Here is a 24,114-nt window from a genome sequence, read left to right as displayed (position 1 = left end):
AACGCGGTTAGATTTATTGCGCTTGAATCCACTTGTCAGCACGGTCACGTGCTTGACGAATTTGTTCTTGAGTCAAGTTCGCTGCCAATGCAGTTTTCTTACCTTCAGACAGAGAAATCACTTTGTTATCGAGCATGCCATCACGGGTAGATAATTCATACCACTGATATGCACCCATATAGTTTTTCTTTTGCTCTTCCATCATGGCAAGGTTAAAGCTTGCGCGGTTGTCGCCACGACTGGCTGCTTTTTCAAAATATTGACGCGCCAAGATTTCATCTTTTTTCGTGCCAATGCCATCTGCCAACATACGGCCAACATTCAATTGTGCTGCAGATAAACCTTGATCTGCAGCAGCTTTGTACCAAGCAAACGCTTGACGGCTGTCTTGCTGTACGTCTTTACCTTGTTGATATTTAGTCGCTAAGTAAAATTGTGCGCCTGCTTGACCTGCTTTGGCTGCTTTCATCAAGCCGTTAATATCCATCACAGAATATTGTGCTGCTTGGCTTGCTACAGAAGATGGCGGAACATAATCTGCATGGGCTTGAATGCTCAACAGTCCAACCAATAGCGTGGTGCTTAATAATAGTTTTTTCATAGAGCGCTCACTCGATAAATTGCGACTTCACCAAACAGATTAGGCAGATGTTTACTGAGTAAACTATCTTGTTGATTCCCATTCACGGCAAGTCGGTTAATAATTCGAATATTATTTTCGGCACAAAGTGCTTCAAAATCACGAAACGTACATAAATGAATATTCGGGGTGTTATACCACATATATGGCAATGCTTCTGAAACAGGCATTTTCCCTTTTAGAGCAAGAAAAGAACGAGTCTTCCAATGCGCAAAGTTTGGAAAGGTAATAATTGCCTGTTTACCTACACGTACCATATCTCTTAATAATACGTCAGGTGCATCTACTGCTTGCAAGGCTTGTGCCATGACCACATAGTCAAAAGACTGGTCAGCAAAACGGCTTAGCCCCAAATTCAAGTCTTGTTGGATGATATTTAACCCGCGACTGATCGCAATTGCAATCTTTTCTTGATCAATTTCTAATCCGTAGGCACGAATATTGTGCTGTTTGCTCATGTGAGCCAACAGTTCTCCATCGCCACAACCTAAATCGAGTACTTTAGAATTCGGTTTAATCCACTTTTCGGCAAGTTGCTGATCAAGACGCATTACACGGCCTCCTGTGGGGTTGCTTGAAGATGTTCTGTACGACCCAAAAATGCACGCATGGCTTTTACATACAGTGGAATTGGGAACAAGAAGGAGTCGTGTCCTTGCTCGGCATCAATATCTAAATAGCTGACTGGCTTATGATTGCTGATTAAAGCATCTACAATTTCCTGTGAACGGGCAGGGCTAAAACGCCAGTCGGTGGTAAATGACACCACTAAAAACTTGCACTTGGTATTGGCCATAGCTTGTTGCAAGGACTGTTCATATTCACGCGCAGGATCAAAATAATCGAGTGCCTTGGTCATAATTAAATAAGTATTGGCATCAAAGTTACGGCTGAATTGCTCGCCTTGATAGCGCAAATAGCTTTCGACCTGAAATTCGACATCAAAACCATACATAAATTTGCCTGATTTTAAGTCACGACCAAATTTCTGTTTCATGGCCTCTTCAGACAAATAGGTGATATGTCCAACCATGCGTGCCAAAATCAAACCACGTTTTGGGTAGCTGTCGTGTTCTAAATAACGGCCGTGATGAAAATCTGGGTCAGATAAAATTGACTGACGCGCGACTTCGTTAAAGGCAATATTTTGTGCAGACAATTTAGGTGCACTGGCAATGATCACACATTTTTTAAGACGATCAGGATAATCAACCGACCATTGCAAAGCCTGCATGCCACCCAAAGAGCCGCCAATAATTGAATACCAGACTTCAATCCCTAAACGGTCAGATAGCATGGCTTGGGTTTTGACCCAATCGCGCACAGTGACCAATGGAAAATCTGGGCCATAAGGGCGGTTGTCATTTTCAGGGTTTGGCGATGTTGGGCCAGTCGAGCCGTTACATCCGCCAATATTATTTAAGGCCACCACAAAAAAGTGGTTGGTATCAATGGCTTTTCCCGGGCCAATACAGGCATCCCACCAGCCTGCTTTTTTATCGTCGGCATGATGATAACCTGCAGCATGATGATGTCCTGACAACGCATGACAGATCAGAATTGCATTGGATTTTTCGGCATTAAGCGTGCCGTAGGTTTCGACCATCAGTTCGAAGCGGGGCAGAACACGACCACATTCGAGCTCTAGGGGTTCTTCAAATTGGAACTTTTCTGGAACAACAATGCCTACTGAGTCAGCTGGAAAAGACACGGGAATAATTCGCCTTAAATCCTGAGGATGAATAAACAAAAGGATACCACTTGGGGTATCCTTTTCAAAATGCTTTTATGCGTTTGCAGCGCTTTAAACTGCGGCAGCAACCACTTGATCCGTGCTTAATACGCCTTGTTCAATCAAGCGATTCGTGCAAGCAATGATCGCATCAATTGATGAGGTCACAATGTTGTCATGTACCCCTGCACCAAAGGCAGATTTACCTGTACCTTTCACTTGCAATTCAATTAAAGCCAACGCTTTTGCATGTGCGCCCGAGCTAATGCTGCGCTCTTCATAGTTCAAGACATCAATTGGCAATTGCAATGCATTCAAAATTGCTGAAATTGGACCATTGCCTTCGCCGCGTAAGCGTTGCATTTCGCCGTTTACCACAACATCTAGTTCAATGACTTGATTGCCATTTTCATCAGACAATTTGTAGTTTTGCGTTGCATATTGCGCATCTTTTACCGCAACGTAAGTTTCTTTAAACAAGTTCCAGATTTCGCTTGCGCTAATTTCTGTACCTTGTTCATCGGTACGTTGTTGCACAATTTGCGAGAATTCGATTTGTAAACGACGCGGCAAAGTCACGTTGTAGTTCGATTCTAACAAGTAAGCAATACCGCCTTTACCCGATTGTGAGTTGACACGAATCACTGCGTCATAGTCACGACCTAAATCTTTCGGGTCAATTGGTAAGTAAGGCATATCCCAAATTTCTTCGTTTTTCTGGAACTCAAAACCTTTCTTAATTGCGTCTTGGTGTGAACCAGAGAATGCAGTAAAGACTAAGTCACCTGCGTACGGATGACGAGGGTGTACTGGCAAGCCTGTGCATTCTTCAACTGTTGCAATAATTTCGTTGATGTTTGAGAAATCCAACTCTGGTGCAACACCTTGGGTGTACATGTTCAAGGCAATTGCCGCAACGTCTACGTTACCTGTGCGCTCACCGTTACCAAATACACAACCTTCTACACGGTCTGCACCCGCCATGATGGCCAATTCAGAAGCGGCAATACCACAACCACGGTCATTGTGACAGTGTACTGAAATGATCACGCCATCACGACGCTCAATATTACGGTGCATCCATTCAACTTGGTCTGCATACACGTTTGGTGTAGACACTTCCACTGTTGCAGGCAAGTTTAAAATCACTTTATTGGTTGGCGATGCTTCCCAAATTTCAGTTACCGCATCACAAACATCTTTAGCCACTTCTAACTCAGTTGCAGTAAAACATTCTGGGCTGTACTGGAATACCCACTCAGTTTCAGGTTGCTTCGCTGCATATTCTTTTACTTTGGTTGCAGCGTTAATGGCCAATTGTTTGGCACCCGCAACATCTACATTTAAGACTTTTTGGCGGAAGGTAGGCGAGTTGGCATTATAAATATGCACAATTGCACGTTTCGCACCTTGTAAAGATTCAAAAGTACGTGCAATTAAATGGTCACGTGCTTGTACCAATACTTCAATATACACGTCATCTGGAATATGACCTTCTTCAATTAATTTACGCGTGAAATCGAAGTCAACTTGAGATGCCGATGGGAAACCAATTTCGATATGTTTAAAACCAATTTTCACAAGCATTTGGAACATTTTGAATTTTTGTTCAATGTTCATTGGCTCAAAGATCGCTTGGTTGCCGTCACGTAGGTCGGTACTCATCCAGATTGGCGCTTTGGTAATTTCGTTATTTGGCCATTGGCGGTCTGGTAAGTCGACACGCTGGTACATACGACGGTATTTTTTACTTGGATCTGCCAACATCATGTGAAAACTCCTTGAATAGTAGCGGTTGCATCGGTCGTGGATAACGGCAACTTACTATAAATATAGATTGTGTCTATTCTATCAATTTACAAGTTGTTTTCAGGAGACTATCGCTAAAAGTCGAATCATGGCACTTGTAAACCAATATCTGTATGTTAATCGATCTGCAAGGGTAATAATTCCCTGTTTTTTGCAAATATAGCCATAGCTTTGAAAATTTTTTCTGTTATTTGTTTTATTTCTGATAAATATAACTGTCGTTAATCTGTTCGATGCAGCTTGTTCCCATGAGTGCCATGCTCACTTCAAATTCTTCTTTTAAGAGCTTGATGCTATGTGCTGCCCCTAGTGCACCTGCAACTGCCAATCCATAAATATATGGCCGTCCAATTAATACTGCATTTGCCCCTAAGGCCAATGCCTTAAAAATATCTGTGCCACGACGGATACCGCTGTCCAATAGAATGGGAAAATCGTGCGGTAAAATTTTTCGCATCGTGCTTAAAACTTGAATTGGACTGACCGTGGTATCTAAAACTCGACCACCATGATTAGACACAATAATCCCTTGTACGCCGTATTGATACGCCTGTTGTGCATCGGCAGGATGTAAAATACCTTTGAGTAAAATAGGGAGTGGACTGTGTTGGACTAGCCAAGCAATATCTTCCCATGTGGCAGCTTGCTGCATTAAGCCATCAAATAGAGCATGCTGATTGTCCTTGAGCGTTGCTGTACTCATAGGATGATGATGCACTGCCTGAATATGTGCGGGTAACTGAAAGTAAGCACGACGTTCACGATCTCGAATACCCATGTGGGGAGCATCTACAGTCAGAACAATGGCTTGATAAGCATAGTGCTGGGCTTGAAAAATCAAATCCAAAGCGGCTTCATGGCTGCCTTGCCAATATAGCTGAAACCATTTTGGAGCAGAAGAAACCTGATCAAGCGTTGCCATTGAGGTGGTGCTTAAATGACTGAGAATCATGGGCGCTTTCAGGGCGGCAGCGGCTTGCGCTGTGGCAATTTCCCCCTGCGGATGAAATAGCTGTTGATAAGCCACGGGGGCTAAAAAAATCGGGTGTGGATAGTGTTTGCCTAAAAGTTGAATCTGCGTATTGGCACCTTTAAAAGAATTTAAGTGACGTGGTAATAATTGAATATTGGCAAAAGCAGCCCGGTTATTATTTAGACTGTATTCATCGCCCGCAGCGCCTTCTAAATTGGCCCATGTGGCTGTATCCAAATGTAGTTGTGCCTGTTTTTGATAGTCGGCAATCGTTTGTAAATGTGGGGGAATATGGTTTAAGGCTGCCAATGGTGCGGTATTCATAATTGACTCCATTGACGAATCAGATTGTGATAGTGCGCAGTCAGGGACAATACTTCTGCGGTATCACCAAGTTGTTGACGTAATTGCAGAATGGTCATGTCTAAATTGAACAACATACTGCGCTGCCAGTCATCTTTCACCATACTTTGACACCAAGTAAATGCCGCAATTCTTTGGCCTACTGTTACTGGTTCAACCCGATGTAAACTGGTCGCAGGATACACAATCGCATCGCCCGCACTGAGTTTAACTTCATGACTTCCATAGTTGTCTTCAATAATCAGTTCACCTCCCTGATATTCTTCGGGTTCACTTAAAAATAAAGTCATAGAAACATCAGTACGAATCGGACGTTGTGCCTGCGCACAATATTGCACCGCACTATCGACATGATTGCCATAAGTTCCTGTGTTTTGATAACAATTGAACATTGGCTGAAGAATATGCAGCGGCAAGGCAAATGACTGCAATAAAGCCTGTTGTTTGAGAGCACTAAGTATTTCTTGCGCCAGTACTGCATAACTCGGATGTTTGGGATCAAACTGCAAATTTTGTTTAATTTTTTGTGCTTGCGCGCCTGCGCTGAATTGGCCATTTTGCCAAGCCGATGCACTGTCTAACTCAGCCCGAATTTGCTGGACTTGCACTTTACTGAGTACGTTAGGAATGTGAAGCATCATATTGATTCTTCCTGTGAAAGTTATAATTCAAAAAATTGAATACTCGACATTATGGTTCAGTAGTAAAAGTTCGAGCGATCTGTGCTATGAAAGCGACTCATCGCCCGAACCAATCTATATAGTCTCTTTTGAGCTACGCTATAGATTTATTGCAATTACTTAGAACTTGTAATTCAAGCTAAGCGTTGCCGAGCGTGGCTGTCCAAGAACCACACGACCACCACCATTGTTAAGGGTGCTGATATATTCTTTATCGGCAAGGTTGTAGAGGTTCAGATTTAGTGAAGCGTATTTGTTAAAGTTGTAGCCTACCAAAGCATCAAAGACGACATAGCCTGGGATATTCGGCATGTTGGCAGGTGCGGTGCTGTCAGTGACTACACGTTTTTGTTTATCAACATAACGAGCGCCTAAACCAAATTTAAAGCCTGCCCAGTCGTAGGTTGACCATAAGCTTGCAGTCCATTCAGGTGACCAGCGTTCAGATAATGTTGTGCTACTTGATGAGCGTTGATTCAGTTGTTTAACTTTCATGTGGGCAATGCCTGCAGAAATATTCCAGGCATCGGTAATTTGCCCCACAGCACTTAGCTCAACACCATCGACACGTTTTTTACCTTCCTGCACGGCTAGCTGGGAAATCGGATCAATGGTCGATTGATTTTCATTTTCTGTACGATACGCAGCAGCAGCCATAGCAAGTTTGCCTTGCAATAACTCCCATTTGCTGCCTACTTCATAATGATGGGTTTCTTGAGGCTGCGCATTAATCGCATCATTGCCTGATTCAGACAGCGTGAAGTTGGCACTGCCTGGCGGAGTCAGTGATTTTGCGTAAGATGCATAAACACTGCTATTTAAAGTAGGTTTATACACACCGCCAAGTTTCCAGCTTAACAATGTGTCGTGCGTACTGAGGTCTTTGGCGACCAAGGCATTCCCTCCGCGTGGCAGAGTAAGCCCTTGATAATCGGTTTCATAATAATCGACCCGAACACCGCCGTTCAGCTGGAAACGCTCTCCAAATTTTAAAGTATCGAATAAATAAGCTGCGGCAGTTTGGGTTTCACCATTGGTATAACCGCCATTATAAATAAGCGCTGGCATGGCTTGATTGCGGTCAGGTCGATAAAGATTAGCCCAAGGTGTATTGACGGTCGCTTCACCTGGCAATTGTGTGGCCAACAGTTTGCTGGATTGCTGTTCTTTTAAAAACTCCATACCTGCAACAACATCATGTTCAACAGCGCCAGTTTGTAGATCGAAATTTAAAGTGGTTTGGTTAGCCAGAATCTTATTTTCCTGATCTACGCCTTGGCGGGAGCGATTCACTTCCCATTGTGCTGGGTCAGATGAACCATTGGTTCTTAAACCACTAGCACCAGTATTGATCCCTGTCAGCACCCGATTCATCTGCGTTTTGCCTACACGGGTGGTGTTGGTCAGTTTGAGCCGATCCGTTAAATCACTTTCAATTATTGCCGTAAACATATCTGCATCGACATCTTCATAGTCATTGACATGACCATAAAAGTTTTCCCGATTGACTTTAGGTGCAGTCGCTAACAGCGAGTCTGAGTTATAAAAGCCCTTCATGCCGATTGTTGGAATACCACCATCTGGAATATTCCTCTGTCTGATGTGTTGAGAATACAAATATAAACGAGTGGCCGTGTTTAATCCGAAAGCAAGAGAAGGAGCGATGGCATAACTGTTATTTTCGATATAGTCACGTCCTTCCACACCACCTTCTTGCCCCATCACGTTCAGGCGAAACGCCGTATTGGGGTTGATGACTTGGTTAATGTCTGCAGAGAGTCGGGCATGTTCTGCGGTGTTATAGCTGGCAGAAATTTCCTGACTGTTTTCACTTTGCGGTAATTTACTCACCAAATTGATATAACCCGAAGCCGCACCACGACCTGCTTCTGAACCTGATGGGCCTTTGACCACTTCAATTTGATCAAGGTTAAAGACATCACGGCTGATAGCACCTAAATCGCGAATACCATCGACATAAGTTGAGGTTTGGGTAGAAAAACCTCGCATTTGAAAGGCATCGCCTGCGCTGGTATTACCATTTTCACCAAGTTGCAAGGTAATGCCTGGAGTGTTACGCAAGGCTTCAACCAACGAGGTTGCACCTTGCTCCTGCAAGATTTCTTTTTTAATTACAGATATGGTTTGTGGAGTATCCAACAACGGCTGTGTGTATTTTGCAGAGCTTAAACTGTCTGCCTTGTATTTACTTTCGGCTTCCGATTTAACCGTAATGGTGGGTAAGTGGGTGACGTCATCTTCAGGGCTTGCGGCATGTGCAAGTAGTGGAAGAGAGGCGGCTAAAGCCATCAGTTGCGCAGAGCGATTGTGTTTGCGGCTTTTGATCTGTGCCATTTATGGTATTTCCCTAAATGTAAACCAACAGGAGGCCACGCTTTATTCAGCGTTTTTAGTTCAAAATGAATAAAGTGTGAAGTTGTTGTTATGACGTCTATAACAATTGTTGCTAATTGTATTGAGAATCATTATCAACAACAATGTGTAGAATGGTGCTTTCCTTTAATTCTTATTTGAAAATAATAATCATTATCAATATTTTTATTTAAGAAAACGATGTGAACGTGAATGACTTGGGAGTAAATACAGAAAACCCTGCCGAAGCAGGGTTTGAGATGAAGTTTAAGACTTAGAAGTCATAAGAAACAGAGAGCCAGTAGTTACGGTCAGGAATATAAGTACCTGCTATACCACTGGTTGTTTTCGTGTACAAGAAAGCATTTTCAACTTCGTTATCACTATTAATAAATGATTTGTAATCACCAAAATCTTTATCTAATAAGTTGTTTACACGACCCGAAATAGTCACTTGGTTATTTACTTTATAAGAAGCGCCTAAATTAAATAGCTCATATGCTTTTAACTTATTGCCAACCGCATCAATTTCACGGCTAACATCTAGGTCATCTAGATCAGGATTCGTGAAACGTACACGATCAGATTTATATTCAGCTTCTAACCATGTTGTAAACTTATCATTGACATACCAAGTTCCTGTAAGGTTCAACGCATGACGAGGTGTATTTTCAATAGGATTACCTTTGTTTTTACCTTCAGTAATTTCAGACTCTAACCAGGTATAGTTTGCTTTTACATCAAAGCTTGGAGAGATGTCATATTTTGCACTGAGCTCAACACCATAGCTTTCAGCTTTGTCTGCATTACCTTTAAAGCCGAAGTTTTGTTGGTTATCGAAACTACCGACAGTCATACAGTCAGCTGCAGGTGCTTGTCCTGCTGGGCGATTGGCCCATAAACAGTTTTCAACTACGCGTGCATTGCTAATGATGATGTCTTTAAATTGAGTAAAGAAAGCAGTTGTGGTTAAAGAGAAATTAGATAAGTTGTCGTAAACAAAGCCAAGCTCATAGTTTGTGGTTTCTTCAGGCTTGAGACCCGGGTTACCCAAAGTTACGTTTCGACCTTGCGAGCTAAAACCATTAATACCATCATGCAAATCATTGGCTGTAGGAACTTTATAGCCAGTACTTACACCACCTTTTAATGTCCACTGATCATTGGTATTCCAAACCAAGTAAGCACGTGGTGTGAAGTGGCCACCAAAAGCACTATGATCTTCGTAACGACCACCCAAAGTGAATGCAAGAGAATCAGTTAGGTTCCACTCGTCTTCAGCGAATACTGACCAAGAATCTTGTTCAAAAGCAACGCCGCTACCGGCTGTGTTGTCGATGGTTTCGCCATTTTTATATTCTACGCCCGCAGTCAATTTATGATTGCCAAGTGTTGAAATAATACGAGAATCAACTGTTAAATCTTTATTTTCTAAGACACGACTCTGAGTACCATCAGAGTAGTAGTTGTATTCAGGTACATTTCCTTTCGGAAGACGACGACCTTCTTGTTCAGAAGTGACATAGCTCGCAAAAGTTTTCCACTGACCGAAATTTAATTCAGTATCAACACCCGCAGAAATACGATCTCTTAAGAATTTAATCTCATCCATATATGAACCCGGACCAGATGGTAGACCCGTTGTGCGGTTAAATTCGTAAAGTTCACCTAAGCGAGCATCACTATTATTAAAACGCTGTTCAGCGTGATCAAAGTCAACCCAAGTTGAGACATTGTCTGTAACATTTAAAGTAAGCTTTGTACCGACTGCATAGTTGTTGGCTTCTACAGTACGCGGATCACGACCTTGGCTACCTTCATCTAATGTATTTGCAGGTGTCACAAGACGATCAGATTCATCACGGTGGAAAAACTCACCACGTACTTGAATACCAAGCTTATCTTGAATTAATGGACCATTTACGACAGCACTAGTTTTCCAGTGATTACCAATATCAGAATTTTCTTGAATATTGTGTTCAACAGAAACGTTACCATTCCATTCTGAGGCAACTTTTTTAGTAATAATATTGATGATCCCGCCCATTGCATCCGAGCCGTAAAGCGTTGACATTGGGCCACGAATCACCTCAATACGCTCAATAGATGCTAGTGGTGGCATAAAGCTTGTAGAAAATTCACCAAAACCATTTGGGCCAATTGAACCTGATGTATTTTGACGTTGTCCGTCAATTAAAATAAGAGTATAGGCTTGATTTAACCCTCGCATTTGAATATTTAAGCCACCGGTTTTACCTTGACCATTACGAATGTCAACGCCTGGAACTTCGCTTAACGCATCAGCAATGTTAGTAATACCCTTTTTCTTTAGGTTGTCTGCAGTCACCACACTAATAGAAGCAGGTGCATTTTTTAGCTCTTGTTCAAAACCTGCCGCTGAAACCACAATTGTGGAAAGTTGGTGGGTTGAAGTCGCATCGGTAGAGGTATTTGCGAAAACAGCAGTAGAGGTTGCCCCAAGTAATGCAAGACACAGCGGGTGTAGGTTGAACTTAGTCATAAAATTATATCTCTAATATGAATCAATGATCCTAATTCAGACCTATATGGTAATTAGAATCATTCATGAAGGAGTTGGCTAATAATAATGATAAGGATTCTTATTTACAACAAGAAATATACACAAAGTTGAAAATTTACAGAAAATAGCGTGCCGATTAAAAAAATTCAGTCGAGATCAGAACGTATTTTGTATATCCTTTAATGTTGTCATATAATGTGGCACTTTTTTATAAACTGTTATTACTAACTATATCGAGGAAGCCATGCAAGTAACTTCTGAAGCGGTTTCGGGCGTTGCCCGTCGTTTAAATGTATCTGTACCGACGAGCCGTATTAACGAGCAGTTTGAAGCTCGCTTGAAACGCACTGCCAAAACTGTGAAGATCAACGGCTTCCGTCCAGGTAAAGTGCCTGTAAACGTTGTTCGTCGTGAATACGGTGCGGGTATTTATCAAGAAGTGGTGAACGACATTATTCGTGACACCGTTTTTGAAGCAATCCAACAAGAAAAAATCAACGCTGTTGGTATGCCAAACATCGAAAAAACTGAAATGAAAGACGACGCTTTAGTTTACGAAGCGACTGTTGAAGTTTATCCAGAAGTTGAAGTGAAATTTGAAGGTTTAGAAGTTGAACGTAAGTCTTCAGAAGTGAACGACAAAGACGTTGAGCAAATGCTTGAAAATCTTCAAAAGCAACGTGCTTCTTGGGCAGAAACCAAAGGCATGGCGAAAAAAGACATGCAAGTGACTTTTGACTTTGAAGGCACTGTAGATGGCGAGAAGTTTGAAGGCGGTGCTGCTGAAGACTTTAAACTAGTACTTGGTTCTGGTCGCATGATTCCTGGTTTTGAAGATGGCATCGTGGGCATGAAAAAAGGCGAAGAGAAAGTTATTGATGTAACTTTCCCTGAAGACTACCAAGCAGCAAACCTTGCAGGTAAAGCAGCTCAATTCAAAATCACTGTGAAACTTGTTGAAAAGCAAAAGCTTCCAGAAATTGATGCTGAATTCCTACAAATCTTCGGTATTTCTGAAGAAGATGGCGTAGACAAATTAAAAGCTGACGTTCGTAAAAACATGGAACGTGAAGTGAAAAATGGTTTACGTAACCAAGTGAAAGGCGCAACTTTTGATGCTTTGGTTGCTGCAAACGAAGTTGAACTTCCAGCAGCGATGGTTGCTCAAGAAGTTGACCGTCAACGTCAGCAAATGATTCAACAATTCACTCAGCAGTTTGGTGCGCAAGGTGCAAAAGCATTTGACTCAAGCATGCTTCCAGATGAATTGTTCAAAGAACAAGCTGAAAAATCTGTAAAACTAGGCGTATTGGTTAGCAAAGTATTGGCAGATGCTAAACTTGAAGTTGACCAAGCACGTGTAGATGCTTACATCGAAGATATGGCTTCTTCTTATGAAGATCCAAACGAAGTAATTGAATACTTCAAAAATGACAAACAACAGCGTTCACAAATCGAAGCAGTTGTTTTAGAAGATCAGGTTGTAGATCACATCTTGGCTTCTGCAAAAGTGACTGATACATCTGTAAGCTATGAAGACTTATTGAAAGAGCAACAAGCTCGTCAACAAGGCTAATTGGCTTTAGGTAAAAAAGGCGCTTTGTGCGCCTTTTTTATTGCATCGCAGTTTTTGGGTTTTTCACAGATCGACAACATTTAACTCAAAATATCTACGATTTAAGCTGTGAATATTTTGCAATTTAGACAATTATCCCTCATATTGTGAACATGAGTCGTGTCACAAGAATTTAGGAATAAATAACCATATGTATGTTCCAATAATTGAAAATGCTTTAGTACCCATGGTGGTTGAACAATCCTCTCGTGGTGAGCGTTCTTTTGATATTTATTCACGTCTTTTACGTGAACGTGTCATTTTTTTGACGGGTGAAGTCGAAGATAATATGGCCAACTTAATTGTGGCGCAGATGTTATTTTTAGAAGCAGAAAACCCAGATAAAGATATTCACCTATACATTAACTCACCAGGCGGTTCAGTGACTGCAGGTATGGCAATTTACGATACCATGCAATTTATTAAGCCTGATGTTGTGACTTACTGTATGGGACAAGCAGCATCTATGGGTGCTTTCCTGCTCAACGCAGGTGCAAAAGGTAAGCGTTACTGTCTTGAAAATGCGCGTGTCATGATTCACCAACCACTTGGTGGTTTCCGTGGTCAGGCATCTGATATTGAAATTCATGCACGTGAAATTCTATTCATTAAAGAGCGTTTAAACCGTTTAATGGCAGAACATAGTGGTCAGGACTATGAAACTGTCGCAAGAGATACCGACCGTGATAACTTCATGACTGCACAGGCAGCGAAGGAATACGGTCTTGTGGATGAAGTTTTAACAAAACGTCCATAAGTTTTAAAGATTGAGATATTGGAGTGACTATGTCCGAACATCCTCAGGGACAAAAACATTGTTCATTTTGCGGTAAAACGCAGTCTGAAGTCGGGAAGCTGATTGCAGGCGAGGACGCATACATCTGTAATGAATGTGTGGACGTATGCTTAGACTTGGTTCAGACCAGTCAACAAGTTGAGTCGGGTGATTGGGCAACACGTCCATTGCCAAAACCACATGAAATTCGTGCTGCGCTAGACCAGTATGTGATTGGTCAGGACACTGCGAAAAAAACCTTATCGGTTGCAGTGTATAACCATTACAAACGTCTGAAAGTGACCCAGCAAGGGCATAAGACAGACGATACTGTCGAAATTTCAAAAAGTAACATCATGCTGGTTGGGCCAACAGGTTCGGGTAAAACCTTACTTGCACAGACTTTGGCGCGCCTATTGGATGTTCCTTTTGCAATGGCAGACGCGACCACATTAACCGAAGCGGGTTATGTGGGTGAAGATGTCGAAAACATTGTGCAAAAGCTGTTGCAAAAAGCCGATTACGATGTAGAAAAAGCACAAAAAGGCATTATCTATATCGATGAGATCGACAAGATCACGCGTAAGTCTGAAAATCCATCTATCACCCGTGATGTATCAGGTGAGGGTGTTCAGCAAGCCTTGCTTAAAATGATTGAAGGCACGGTTGCATCTATTCCACCTCAAGGTGGACGTAAGCATCCGCAGCAAGAATTCATTCAAATTGATACCTCAAATATCCTGTTTATTTGTGGTGGTGCATTCTCTGGTTTAGAGAAAATTGTGCAGCAACGTCAGGAAAAAGGCGGGATTGGTTTTACTGCAGACGTGAAGAAAAAAGATGAAGGCAAGAAATTGTCGGATTTATTCCGTCAGGTAGAAGCAACCGACTTGGTGAAGTTTGGTTTAATTCCAGAATTTATTGGTCGTTTGCCAGTGATCGCAACACTAGATGAACTGGATGAAGATGCATTATTGCAAATTCTGACTGAACCAAAAAATGCCCTAACCCGTCAGTATCAATACTTATTCGAGATGGAAAATGTCGATTTAGTCTTTGAAGAGGCGGCTTTACGTGCAGTGGCGAAAAAAGCCCTTGAACGTAATACAGGCGCACGTGGTTTACGTTCTATTTTAGAAAATGCTTTGCTTGAAACCATGTATGACCTACCAAGCCGTACCGATGTAGGCACGGTGGTGGTGACTGAGGCTGTGATTGATGAAGGTGCGAAGCCTGAATTTCAGGTCGAGCGTCAAGCCAAAGCTGAAGAGCCAGTTGAAGAAAAAGTCGACTTAAAAGTATTAGACAGCAAAACAGCTTAATTCGCTGTTCGTCTGAAACGTGCCGAAACGCTAAGTTTCGGCACGTTTTTTATTGTCAAAAAAAACAAGGCGGTGTTAATCTTAGTTCAAGGCGCGGACGCCTATTATTCAAAACAACAATTGCAAAATGAATTTGCAGCTTGATTTGCAAAAACTTAATTTACAAAAATAAGAAACGCAGTGAGGGATAGACATGCGTGGTGTCGCAATCTTGGTCGTGACCAGTTTAATGTTAGTGGGATGTCATGGCAAAAAAAACGTGGTGCAACAAACGCAACCACCGAGTACCTTAAAAGTTTTAGATTTAGAACAAAAGCCTGGTTTTGTAGAGCAGCACCGCTTAGGCATGATGACCATTGGTGGTTGGGTTAATCAAAAGCTCGGGCAGCGTTTTCAGCCCATTCAGGCACAGCATCAAGATGCGGCCATTGTGTATTTGTATCGCCCTGACTCTAAGTGGAATAGGCAGGAAATTGTCGCAGCCAGTATGTTTATCAATAAGCATCGGATTCCAAGTTTATTGCACAATCATTATTACTGGATTGAACTTGCACCAGGTGAGTATCGTTTAAGTGTAAGTCGGCCTTTGGGGGCATTACATTTTCAAAAACCGAAGTATTTAGATTTTCAGGTGCAGGCAGGGCAGTCATATTTTATTAAGTATGACGAAGAAAATTTGAGTACCCGTAAGGAAGTTTCAGGGCCTTTAATTTTAATGCCTACAAGTACCGCACAACAGGAAATCGCATTTACCCAACTCAAAACAGAAAGCTATAACTTTGTTGCGGAAGATCAGCACACAGGCAAGTTACGCAAAAAGCCACAAAAAATTAAGCATGAGAAATATGACCCTGCAGAAGATGTGCATTTAACCCAGCCATTTAAGTTGTGGGATCCTAGAACCTGGTAAGGTTTTTCATCTTTATCTCGCGCATTGCTTTTATTCATTTCTAGCATGCATAAAAAAGCACCCAAAGTTGGGTGCTTTTTCTATATCACTGTATTGGAAAATTATTCTGCTGCAGCGTCTACAACAGGAATTTTACCAATTTTAGCTTGCCAGATTTTTGGTGCAATGGCGTGGATTGATGTACCGTTTACATCCACCGCAACTGAAACAGGCATATCTTCAACTTTGAACTTGTAGATTGCTTCCATACCTAAGTCTTCGAAAGCAACCACTTCTGCTTCACGTACAGCTTTAGATACAAGATAAGCCGCACCACCTACAGCCATAAGGTAAGTTGCTTTATGGTCTTTGATAGCTTCAATTGCTGCAGGACCACGATCCGCCTTACCAATCATACCGAACAAACCAGTGTGTTCTAATACTTGGCGTGTGAACTTGTCCATACGTGTTGCTGTTGTTGGACCTGCAGGGCCAACCACTTCGTCACCCACAGGGTCAACTGGGCCAACGTAGTAAATGAACTTGCCTTTTAAGTCGACTGGCAATTCTTCACCATTGTTGATCATGTCTACCATGCGTTTGTGCGCAGCATCACGACCTGTGTAAATCGTACCGTTTAATAATAAAGTATCGCCCGGCTGCCAAGTGTTCATTTCTTCTTGAGTGATGTTGTCCAAATCTACACGTTTAGATTTAGAAGAGTCCCAAGTCACTTCTGGGTAGTCATCCAGTTTAGGTGCTTGAATGTGTGCAACACCTGAACCATCTAACTGGAAGTGTGCGTGACGTGTTGCCGCACAGTTTGGAATCATACCCACTGGTTTGCCCGCAGCGTGGCAAGGATAGTCTTTGATTTTAATATCAAGAACGGTAGTTAAGCCGCCTAAACCTTGTGCGCCAATACCCAATGCGTTTACTTTCTCGAAGATCTCGATACGGAGTTCTTCCATTTTGTTTTGTGGGCCACGACGCAATAATTCGTCCATGTTGATTTCTTCCATGAGTGCTTCTTTTGCAAGCATCATGGCTTTTTCAGCAGTACCACCAATACCAATACCCAACATACCTGGTGGACACCAGCCTGCACCCATGGTCGGAACAGTTTTAAGTACCCAGTCTACAATTGAGTCAGATGGATTTAGCATGGCCAATTTAGATTTGTTTTCTGAACCGCCACCTTTAGCAGCAACCGTAATATCAACTTTGTTACCCGGAACGAGTTTGTAGTGAATGACTGCTGGGGTGTTGTCTTTGGTGTTTTTACGACCAAATGCAGGATCAGCCAATACAGATGCACGAAGCACGTTTGAGTTTTCTAGGTAACCCTGACGTACACCTTCGTTAATCGCATCATCTAAGCTCATGGTTAAATCAAATTTAACGTCTAAGCCCACTTCAAGGAATACGTTTACGATACCAGTATCTTGACAGATTGGACGATGGCCTTCTGCACACATACGTGAGTTAATTAAGATCTGTGCAATCGCATCTTTCGCAGCTTTGTTTTCTTCGCGATCATAAGCACGGCTCATCGCTTGGATGAAGTCTTGTGGATGATAGTAGGAAATAAACTGAAGCGCGTCTTTGATCGAAGTGATCAAGTCATCTTGCTTGATAATAGTTGTCATATCAAAAATCTCTTGAGCGGGCGGATAGCTAGCGGACTAAATTATAAGATAAAAACAGAAAGTTGTGGGCGTTTATACAGCGTTTTGGGTCTAAAGTTTAATAGGCCATCTATGTGTCATATTTATGTTAAAAACTGTCATATATGACAAGAAAAGCGTCATCTTCGCTGTCATATTTCATTTATTACAGGTTGATTTTTCATTTAAATTATCATTAAGTTATTGAAAATTATATTTATATTAAATATTACAATGAATTTTATATTGTCATATAACTGTCATAAAACTTTCGCATAATGCACTCATCGAAACTTGAGTATGTTTTTATGATTACAGTCGTTGCATCAGTTATTGGTTTTTCTATGTTTATCGCAGCTACTTGGTTCTACGGTCAACAAGAAGATCAAGCCTAAGCTTCATCTTCTTTTTTATGTCTTTAGTATTGATCATAAAAATAATCGAATATTTAAAATCACAAAAAATTAATTTTTAAGATTTAATTTCATTTTCACAAATATATTCAATCATTCCTGAGTCATTTTTCTCCAATTTAAAGCTTTCTGGATTGGCCATTTCCCAGACCATGGTGCCATTTTGGTAACGGCTTAAGCGTGAAATGTATTCACGGTTTGAAGCGCAGTCCAAAATGAAATCTGAGCGTAATTCATTATATTTGAGAGCGCCTTCTGTTTTGGTGTTATTAAATTTTTGCGCCACAACGACATGGTGATATTGCCCTTGTTTCTTAATGCTATCTAAATCAATCTGGAAAGTAATTCCATTATTTCTCAGCATGGTTTTAAAGTTTTCAGCATATACACTTTGGATCGCGATGATACTCATTAGTATAAGAAGTAGTTTTTTCATTTTTATTTTCATCCTAATTTAAAAAGACTTTTTTGATAAAATTTTCTGTTTGTATTTTATTTTGACGGTAGTCTGAAATCCCTTTGGCAGAAAAAATTGCATAATCACATCTGATTATCGGTGCAACATTTGGCTTTGTAGGGTTGGTTTTGCAGTTAATCGGTGAGACAGCTTGATCGACTCTATATTCATGGTCAAAATTGACTTGAAGATATATTTCACCATTATCTTTATAGATTTGGACTGAACCAAATTGATGCCCAAGTTTTTGTGCTAATTGTTCAGTTTTGAGTTTCGACTTAAATTCAATACGATCATAATATCCGAAGGTGGATTTCAAAAGGTTTTGATCTAGCACGCCAACGGAGCTATAGACATTGGGAACCTCAATTTTTGAGAGTGCAAAACTTTGCTGATGCTGGTCGACGTTAATACCCTCAAAATTAATCTGATAGGCTGAACCAATGTCTTTGACATGGGTTTTTAAAGTGACTTCACTGCATGAGTTAGAGACAGAAGAAGGCTGTCTTCGATCTTCAGCAAAAGTACTGTTACAAATACGAAGCTTTGTCGTGGTATCAGAGAGTGATCTTAAAGTTGAATAATAACGTTTCCAAATATGATCAAAATATTGACTACGCGCTAAACTAGAGAAGTAGTTTTGGTTTGACACCAATCCCTTAAAACGTGTGGTTTCATTGACACTACTTTTTGGCACAATAATACTAAAACGATTTTGTGCGCCATTTAAGGGTTCGCTTTTGGTAGATTGACCTGAATAGCTTAAAACTTTTTGATAAAGATTATTTTGTTCGCCTGTCACTTGGCAGCCTGTGAGTAACAACAGACTTGATGTGAAGATTAAAATTTTCTTATTCATGATAATTACTCAAATACATAACTGACATCGACAGACAAGATTGGCGTTAGGCTTTGAATAATGCGTTGATTTTGATGATCAAAATAGACTTTCCAAGGGTTGGCAATATTTTGACATTCAAATAAACCATAATATTTTTGTAAGTTTGGTGTATCTAAAATTTCTGCCCCACGATATGGATATAAAGATTTAGGATGTTGTTCAATTTGAACCAGTTGTCCTAAGTCTTTTTCACAATATTGTTGAGCGCGTTCATACATCACCACACCAGCCTTGTATGAAACATTATTCAATGCAATTTGACGTGGACTTTTAAATTTATCGTGAAAATACTCTTGAACTGTTGGATATTGAACGAAAATATTTTCATTTAGGTCGCTTGACGAGTTCCATTTGTCTATGGCTTTGGTGAGCCAGCCAGCTTGAGTAAAGGTGCTAGTCAAGGTGAAACAGCCAAGTAGCATGAGTTGACGAATCATGTTTTATTCCCTCTAAAGAATAAGTTAGAAATTATTTTATTTTTAAAGTTTTAGTTAAAAATTACTTTATATATCAATGAGTCGTATACATAAAATAACGAATCTAAAAGATACAGTAAACATAGTTCAGATACAAATAGACCATTCAATTTTTACATCATTGAATGGTCTGATTTGAATATCAGGCAGATATTTGATTAGCTCGACTGTTGTTCTGCTTGAATTGCAGTCAATGCAATGGTAAACACAATGTCATCTACCAATGCACCACGAGATAAGTCATTCACAGGTTTATTCAAACCTTGCAGCATCGGACCAACACTTACGACATTCGCTGCACGTTGTACGGCTTTATAAGTCGTGTTACCAGTGTTCAGGTCAGGGAAAATGAACACATTGGCACGGCCTGCAACTTCAGAGTTAGGTGCTTTAGAGCGACCAACACTTTCAACAGATGCTGCATCGTACTGTAATGGGCCATCAATCAGTAAATCAGGACGACGCTGTTTCGCAATTTCAGTCGCTTTCGCTACTTTTTCTACATCAGCACCTGTACCTGAAGTACCGGTTGAATAAGAAATCATCGCAATGCGTGGGTCAATACCAAACGCTTTTGCAGAGTCTGCAGACTGGATTGCAATTTCAGCCAATTGTTCCGCATCTGGGTCTGGGTTAATTGCACAGTCACCGTACACGTAGACTTCATCTGGTAACAACATGAAGAATACTGAAGAGACCAATGAGTAGTCTGGAGCAGTTTTAATCAGCTGGAATGCAGGGCGAACAGTGTTGGCAGTGGTGTGTACTGCACCTGAAACTAAACCATCGACCTGATCAAGTGCCAACATCATGGTACCAAGTACTACAGTGTCTTGTAGCTGATCACGTGCTTGGTCTTCAGTGAGTTTGCCTTTACGCATTTCCACCATTTTTTCGATATAGTTTTCACGGATCAAATCAGGATCAATGATTTCTAAATCGTGTGGAAGTTCAATACCACGTGCTTTGGCAACATCTACGACAGCTTCAGGTTTTGCCAATAGAATACAGTGGGCAATACCACGTGATTGACAAATTGCTGCAGCTTGAACGGTACGTGGTTCATCACCTTCAGGCAATACAATACGTTTTTTCGCTGCAATTGATTTTTGCACCAATTCGTGACGGAATGCAGAAGGCGATAAACGTGGTTTGTGTGAATCGCTAATTAATTGCGTTAACCAGTCAGCGTTGATGTGGCTCGCAACAAAACGAGTAACTTGTTCAGCACGCTCAGTGTCATCTACAGGAATTTCATTGCTGAGATTTAACAATTGTTGTGCAGTGTCAAAGGTGCTCAATTTGGTGTGTAAAATAGGCAAGCCATTTTTGATCGCCGTTTGACAGAATTCTAAAGCTTGCGCACTTGGTGTTTGATGCTCAGTTAAAACTAAACCTGCAAGTGGAATACCATTGCTGCTAGCTAAGCTACTTGCAAGCAATACATCTACACGGTCAGAACCACTGATGATTAGTTCGCCTGCAACAAACTTGTGCATTTCATGTTCGATGTTTGATGCAATCAGGCTGCTGTGTAGAACACGGCGCTGCGCAGCTTCACCTTGGCTAATCCATTCAGCAGAAATGTGCGCAGCCAAGTCAGACATACGTGGCACACTTAAAGTATTGCTGAATGGTACTAAACCAATTACAGGCATACAGTCTTTACCAATCATTGGGTGCGTAGTTTGAATCGCACTAACGAATTGGTTGGTGTCGCTAATCAAACGTAAGTTTGGATCAAGTGTAACTGGAATTTGTGCAGAATCTTCTGGCAAACCTTTGGTACGCATGAATAATACGCCCGCAGTACGTTCGCAGCTTGCGCCACCAAAGAAACGTAATTGGTTGTCTACTTTGGCAGCTGTTTTTGCAGCGTTGTTAATGTCGGCATTGCTAACAATAATGACTTTTGCATCAAGTGCTTTGGCCAAAGTAGCATTCAGTTCAGTTGCAAAAGGATCGCGTCCGTTTGGCAACACGCCTTCAACAATAATCACATCATGGTGCTTAGAAATTTCACGATGTAAACGTACTGCATCTTCGAGCAATTCGTCGTTTTCATCATTTTTTAAGCGTTCAGTCAGCGTGCTATAAGCAATCGGCTCAACAGTTTCATGCTTGAATAAATGACGATACAACGCTGTAGTGCGGTCTGCTTCTGGCTGTAATTCTTGCGAGAAAGGCTTTAAAAAGCCTGCTTTTACGCCTTGGCATTCCAAAGCGTAAATTAAACCTAGACATGCTGATGTTAAGCCAACACCAATTTCAGTAGGAACCAAAAGTATTGTTTTCATAGTTTTTTCTAAATCATTTAGGAATTTATTGAAGGCACACCAGATACTACGATTGCTTAAGCAATCGCAGCATCACATTCAGACTTTTTTCCAGCTGACTTTAGCTCCTCAGCAACGTGCGCAGTTTCTTTAGCGATACGACCTTCTTCGTCAGTTGGTACAACCCAAATTTGTGGGCCAGTACCAGCATCGATACGACCTTCAGTACCACGTTTTAAGTTGTCGTTACGCTCTTTGCTGAAGTTAAAACCGAAGTGCGGTAAGTAAGATACTGTTTTTTCACGGATATAAGCAGAGTTTTCACCAATACCACCAGTGAAGAACAAGCCGTCTAAGCGTGGTAGACCACAGCTAAGCGCAGCTAAAGATTTAGCTAAACGGTAGCAGAATACTTCAATAGCAAGCGTTGCATCTTCATTACCTTGTTCAGATGCTTCAATTAAAGTACGCATGTCGTTCGATAAACCTGACAAGCCGAGTAAACCACTTTGGCTGTTTAGCATCTTGTCAATTTTGTAGATGTCCCAACCCAAGTTGCTTGCAAGGAAGCTGTGTAAGCTTGGATCTACATCACCACTACGGGTACCCATTACCAAACCTTCAAGTGGGGTTAAGCCCATAGATGTATCTACACTTTGACCATTCCAAATCGCACAAGTTGAGCTACCGTTACCTAAGTGAGCTGTTAACCAGCCGCCTTGTTTAAAGCTGCCAGCCAATTCTGAACCACGCTCTGAAACATACGCATGGCTTGTACCGTGGAAGCCATAACGACGTACGTTGTGGTCAGTATATAAGAATTTAGGTACTGCATAACGGTAAGCGTGTGCAGGCATAGTTTGGTGGAATGCAGTATCAAATACAGCGACTTGCGGAAGCTCTGGGAACAAACGCATCGTTGCTTCAATACCCACCAAGTGTGCTGGGTTATGTAACGGAGCAAGCGGAGTTGCTTCACGAATACGTTGAACAATTTCTTCTGTTAATAATTCTGCTTTGGTCAAAGTACCGCCGTGTACAACGCGGTGACCAATAGCTTGAGGCTTATATTGAGACAAGCGGCCTAAAATTGTTTCCAATGCTTTTTCGTGGTCAGCATGTGGAATAGAAAGTTCGAGAGGTTCACCACCGACGGTAACACCTTTAATGCGTGCATCAGCAGAACCTAGATTTTCTGCCAAACCAAAAATACGATCTTCGCGGCGCTCAGACACGAGTGCATATTTAATAGAAGAAGATCCGCAGTTAATCACTAATACTGATGTAGTCACGTTTATGTACCCGAATTCTAATTGAAGTTATCCCTAGTGAATCAAGCTGCGCGGCAAGGATGGCAAATGGCAATGTGTTGCGCTGCAATCTTGATCAGTATGTATGTTTTATCATGGGTTTTTTGTTGCTCCTAGATAGACTTTAGGAGATTAGACTTAAGCATTATCGACCATGAAATCATAAATAATTAAAATTTATCAGTCCGAAACTTTCATTTATTTATGAAATAACGGTCAATTTTTCTGCTTAATTCCTGTTGTATTCTCTTAACATAGCACACTTCATTGCCTAGACGAGTGGCAAACTGTTTTAAATTATTTCTTAATTTGAATTTGGTTTATTTGGATTTAGCTGCGTACTTAATTTCCGACCAGCGGACAATCACATAAGCAATTAATGCCACCATAAAAAATACCAGCATCATCCAAGCCAAACCTTGCAATGTTTCAATAATGGTGCGGTAAATTTCTAGTACCCAGCGCTCCTGAGTCAGTTCTATTACAATTTTTTTATCATTTTCGGCATAGGTCAGCGGCGTGATGTATTTTTCCATATCGTAAATACGAATGCCTGATGATGTGCCCACCACCATGCCTGCAAACTTGGTGTATTTTGCCCATGCTTCATGGATAGGGTCGTGAATGATACGTGCCAAAATAGCATTAATGGAGCCAGAGAATAGACGCATCACCACAAATGACACTAAAAGTGCCAAGGCAAAAGTATTAATAATTAAGTAATAAAACATAAGCAAGGTCACTCTTTTTACTGATTTTTTCTAATCATCAATTTTTAAATTTTAGGCGAGTGTAATTTGAAAGTGTGTAGTGGAACTGTGTCTAAAGCGAGTCGTCGGGTAATGTTCAGCTTCATGTGAAGCTGAACATTACATTTAGATGTTGCAAAATTACAAATGGA

At 41.2% G+C, this 24,114-nt stretch carries 19 protein-coding genes; 4 read left to right on the top strand and 15 right to left on the bottom strand.

Translation table 11 applies throughout. From position 1 onward, the window contains the following. Positions 1-13: 13 nt before the first annotated feature. The 8 genes from HHA43_RS01390 to HHA43_RS01355 form a co-directional block, all read right to left on the bottom strand. Positions 14-601 carry a tetratricopeptide repeat protein gene (locus HHA43_RS01390; RefSeq protein ID WP_168541523.1) on the bottom strand — a complete coding sequence of 196 codons (588 nt, stop codon included), beginning with the start codon at positions 599-601 and terminating at the stop codon, positions 14-16. Then, positions 598-1,191 (bottom strand): methionine biosynthesis protein MetW, encoded by a 594-nt coding sequence (gene metW, locus HHA43_RS01385; protein WP_168541521.1) that lies wholly within the window; start codon positions 1,189-1,191, stop codon positions 598-600. Before metW ends, HHA43_RS01390 begins: the two co-directional genes overlap by 4 nt. Beyond that, on the bottom strand, positions 1,191-2,351 hold the full coding sequence (gene metX, locus HHA43_RS01380) for a homoserine O-succinyltransferase MetX (protein WP_168541519.1): 1,161 nt from the start codon (positions 2,349-2,351) through the stop codon (positions 1,191-1,193). The genes metW and metX overlap by 1 nt, the downstream gene beginning before the upstream one ends. Positions 2,352-2,444: 93 nt before the next feature. Beyond that, positions 2,445-4,142, bottom strand: a complete 1,698-nt coding sequence (gene leuA, locus HHA43_RS01375; protein ID WP_168541517.1) for a 2-isopropylmalate synthase — start codon at positions 4,140-4,142, stop codon at positions 2,445-2,447. A 235-nt stretch (positions 4,143-4,377) separates the two neighbouring features. Further along, positions 4,378-5,478 (bottom strand): alpha-hydroxy acid oxidase, encoded by a 1,101-nt coding sequence (locus HHA43_RS01370; protein WP_168541515.1) that lies wholly within the window; start codon positions 5,476-5,478, stop codon positions 4,378-4,380. Next, complete coding sequence (locus HHA43_RS01365) at positions 5,475-6,158, bottom strand: Fe2+-dependent dioxygenase (protein WP_168525619.1); 684 nt, start codon at positions 6,156-6,158, stop codon at positions 5,475-5,477. Before HHA43_RS01365 ends, HHA43_RS01370 begins: the two co-directional genes overlap by 4 nt. A gap of 159 nt (positions 6,159-6,317) precedes the next feature. Next, on the bottom strand, positions 6,318-8,552 hold the full coding sequence (locus HHA43_RS01360) for a catecholate siderophore receptor Fiu (RefSeq protein ID WP_168541513.1): 2,235 nt from the start codon (positions 8,550-8,552) through the stop codon (positions 6,318-6,320). 292 nt (positions 8,553-8,844) lie between these two features. Further along, complete coding sequence (locus tag HHA43_RS01355) at positions 8,845-11,091, bottom strand: TonB-dependent receptor domain-containing protein (protein WP_168541508.1); 2,247 nt, start codon at positions 11,089-11,091, stop codon at positions 8,845-8,847. 265 nt (positions 11,092-11,356) lie between these two features. Here HHA43_RS01355 and tig point away from each other — a divergent pair, with 265 nt between their 5' ends. The 4 genes from tig (at position 11,357) to HHA43_RS01335 (ending at position 15,734) form a co-directional block, all read left to right on the top strand. Further along, positions 11,357-12,688: a trigger factor gene (gene tig / locus HHA43_RS01350; protein WP_168417894.1), complete on the top strand. Its 1,332-nt coding sequence runs from the start codon at positions 11,357-11,359 to the stop codon at positions 12,686-12,688. A gap of 190 nt (positions 12,689-12,878) precedes the next feature. Then, positions 12,879-13,484, top strand: coding sequence for an ATP-dependent Clp endopeptidase proteolytic subunit ClpP (gene clpP, locus HHA43_RS01345; RefSeq protein ID WP_168541506.1), 606 nt, complete (start codon positions 12,879-12,881; stop codon positions 13,482-13,484). Between the two features lie 29 nt (positions 13,485-13,513). Continuing rightward, positions 13,514-14,824: an ATP-dependent protease ATP-binding subunit ClpX gene (clpX, locus tag HHA43_RS01340; RefSeq protein WP_168417895.1), complete on the top strand. Its 1,311-nt coding sequence runs from the start codon at positions 13,514-13,516 to the stop codon at positions 14,822-14,824. 193 nt (positions 14,825-15,017) lie between these two features. Then, the gene (locus tag HHA43_RS01335; protein WP_136144672.1) at positions 15,018-15,734 is read left to right on the top strand and encodes a DUF2846 domain-containing protein; all 717 of its coding nucleotides are present in this window, start codon (positions 15,018-15,020) and stop codon (positions 15,732-15,734) included. Between the two features lie 101 nt (positions 15,735-15,835). Here HHA43_RS01335 and HHA43_RS01330 read toward each other — a convergent pair whose 3' ends face one another. The 7 genes from HHA43_RS01330 to HHA43_RS01300 all read right to left on the bottom strand — a co-directional run bounded on the left by HHA43_RS01330 (position 15,836) and on the right by HHA43_RS01300 (position 23,944). Further along, positions 15,836-17,362 (bottom strand): fumarate hydratase, encoded by a 1,527-nt coding sequence (locus HHA43_RS01330; protein WP_168417897.1) that lies wholly within the window; start codon positions 17,360-17,362, stop codon positions 15,836-15,838. 489 nt (positions 17,363-17,851) lie between these two features. Further along, positions 17,852-18,229, bottom strand: a complete 378-nt coding sequence (locus HHA43_RS01325) for a surface-adhesin E family protein (RefSeq protein ID WP_067763650.1) — start codon at positions 18,227-18,229, stop codon at positions 17,852-17,854. Between the two features lie 13 nt (positions 18,230-18,242). Then, positions 18,243-19,109, bottom strand: a complete 867-nt coding sequence (locus HHA43_RS01320) for a hypothetical protein (protein WP_067763647.1) — start codon at positions 19,107-19,109, stop codon at positions 18,243-18,245. A gap of 5 nt (positions 19,110-19,114) precedes the next feature. Then, positions 19,115-19,588, bottom strand: a complete 474-nt coding sequence (locus HHA43_RS01315; protein WP_067763644.1) for a hypothetical protein — start codon at positions 19,586-19,588, stop codon at positions 19,115-19,117. 197 nt (positions 19,589-19,785) lie between these two features. After that, entirely contained in the window at positions 19,786-21,924 is a 2,139-nt protein-coding gene (pta, locus tag HHA43_RS01310) for a phosphate acetyltransferase (RefSeq protein ID WP_168541504.1), read from the bottom strand. Between the two features lie 56 nt (positions 21,925-21,980). Beyond that, the gene (locus HHA43_RS01305) at positions 21,981-23,195 is read right to left on the bottom strand and encodes an acetate/propionate family kinase (RefSeq protein WP_168417900.1); all 1,215 of its coding nucleotides are present in this window, start codon (positions 23,193-23,195) and stop codon (positions 21,981-21,983) included. A 338-nt stretch (positions 23,196-23,533) separates the two neighbouring features. Further along, complete coding sequence (locus HHA43_RS01300; RefSeq protein WP_168541502.1) at positions 23,534-23,944, bottom strand: hypothetical protein; 411 nt, start codon at positions 23,942-23,944, stop codon at positions 23,534-23,536. Positions 23,945-24,114 lie beyond the last annotated feature (170 nt).

The sequence above is a fragment of the Acinetobacter sp. A2 genome, from assembly GCF_012371325.1.
GTDB lineage: Bacteria > Pseudomonadota > Gammaproteobacteria > Pseudomonadales > Moraxellaceae > Acinetobacter.
Note: the sequence above shows the minus strand (reverse complement) of the source record. Positions and strands in the feature narration are given on the sequence as shown.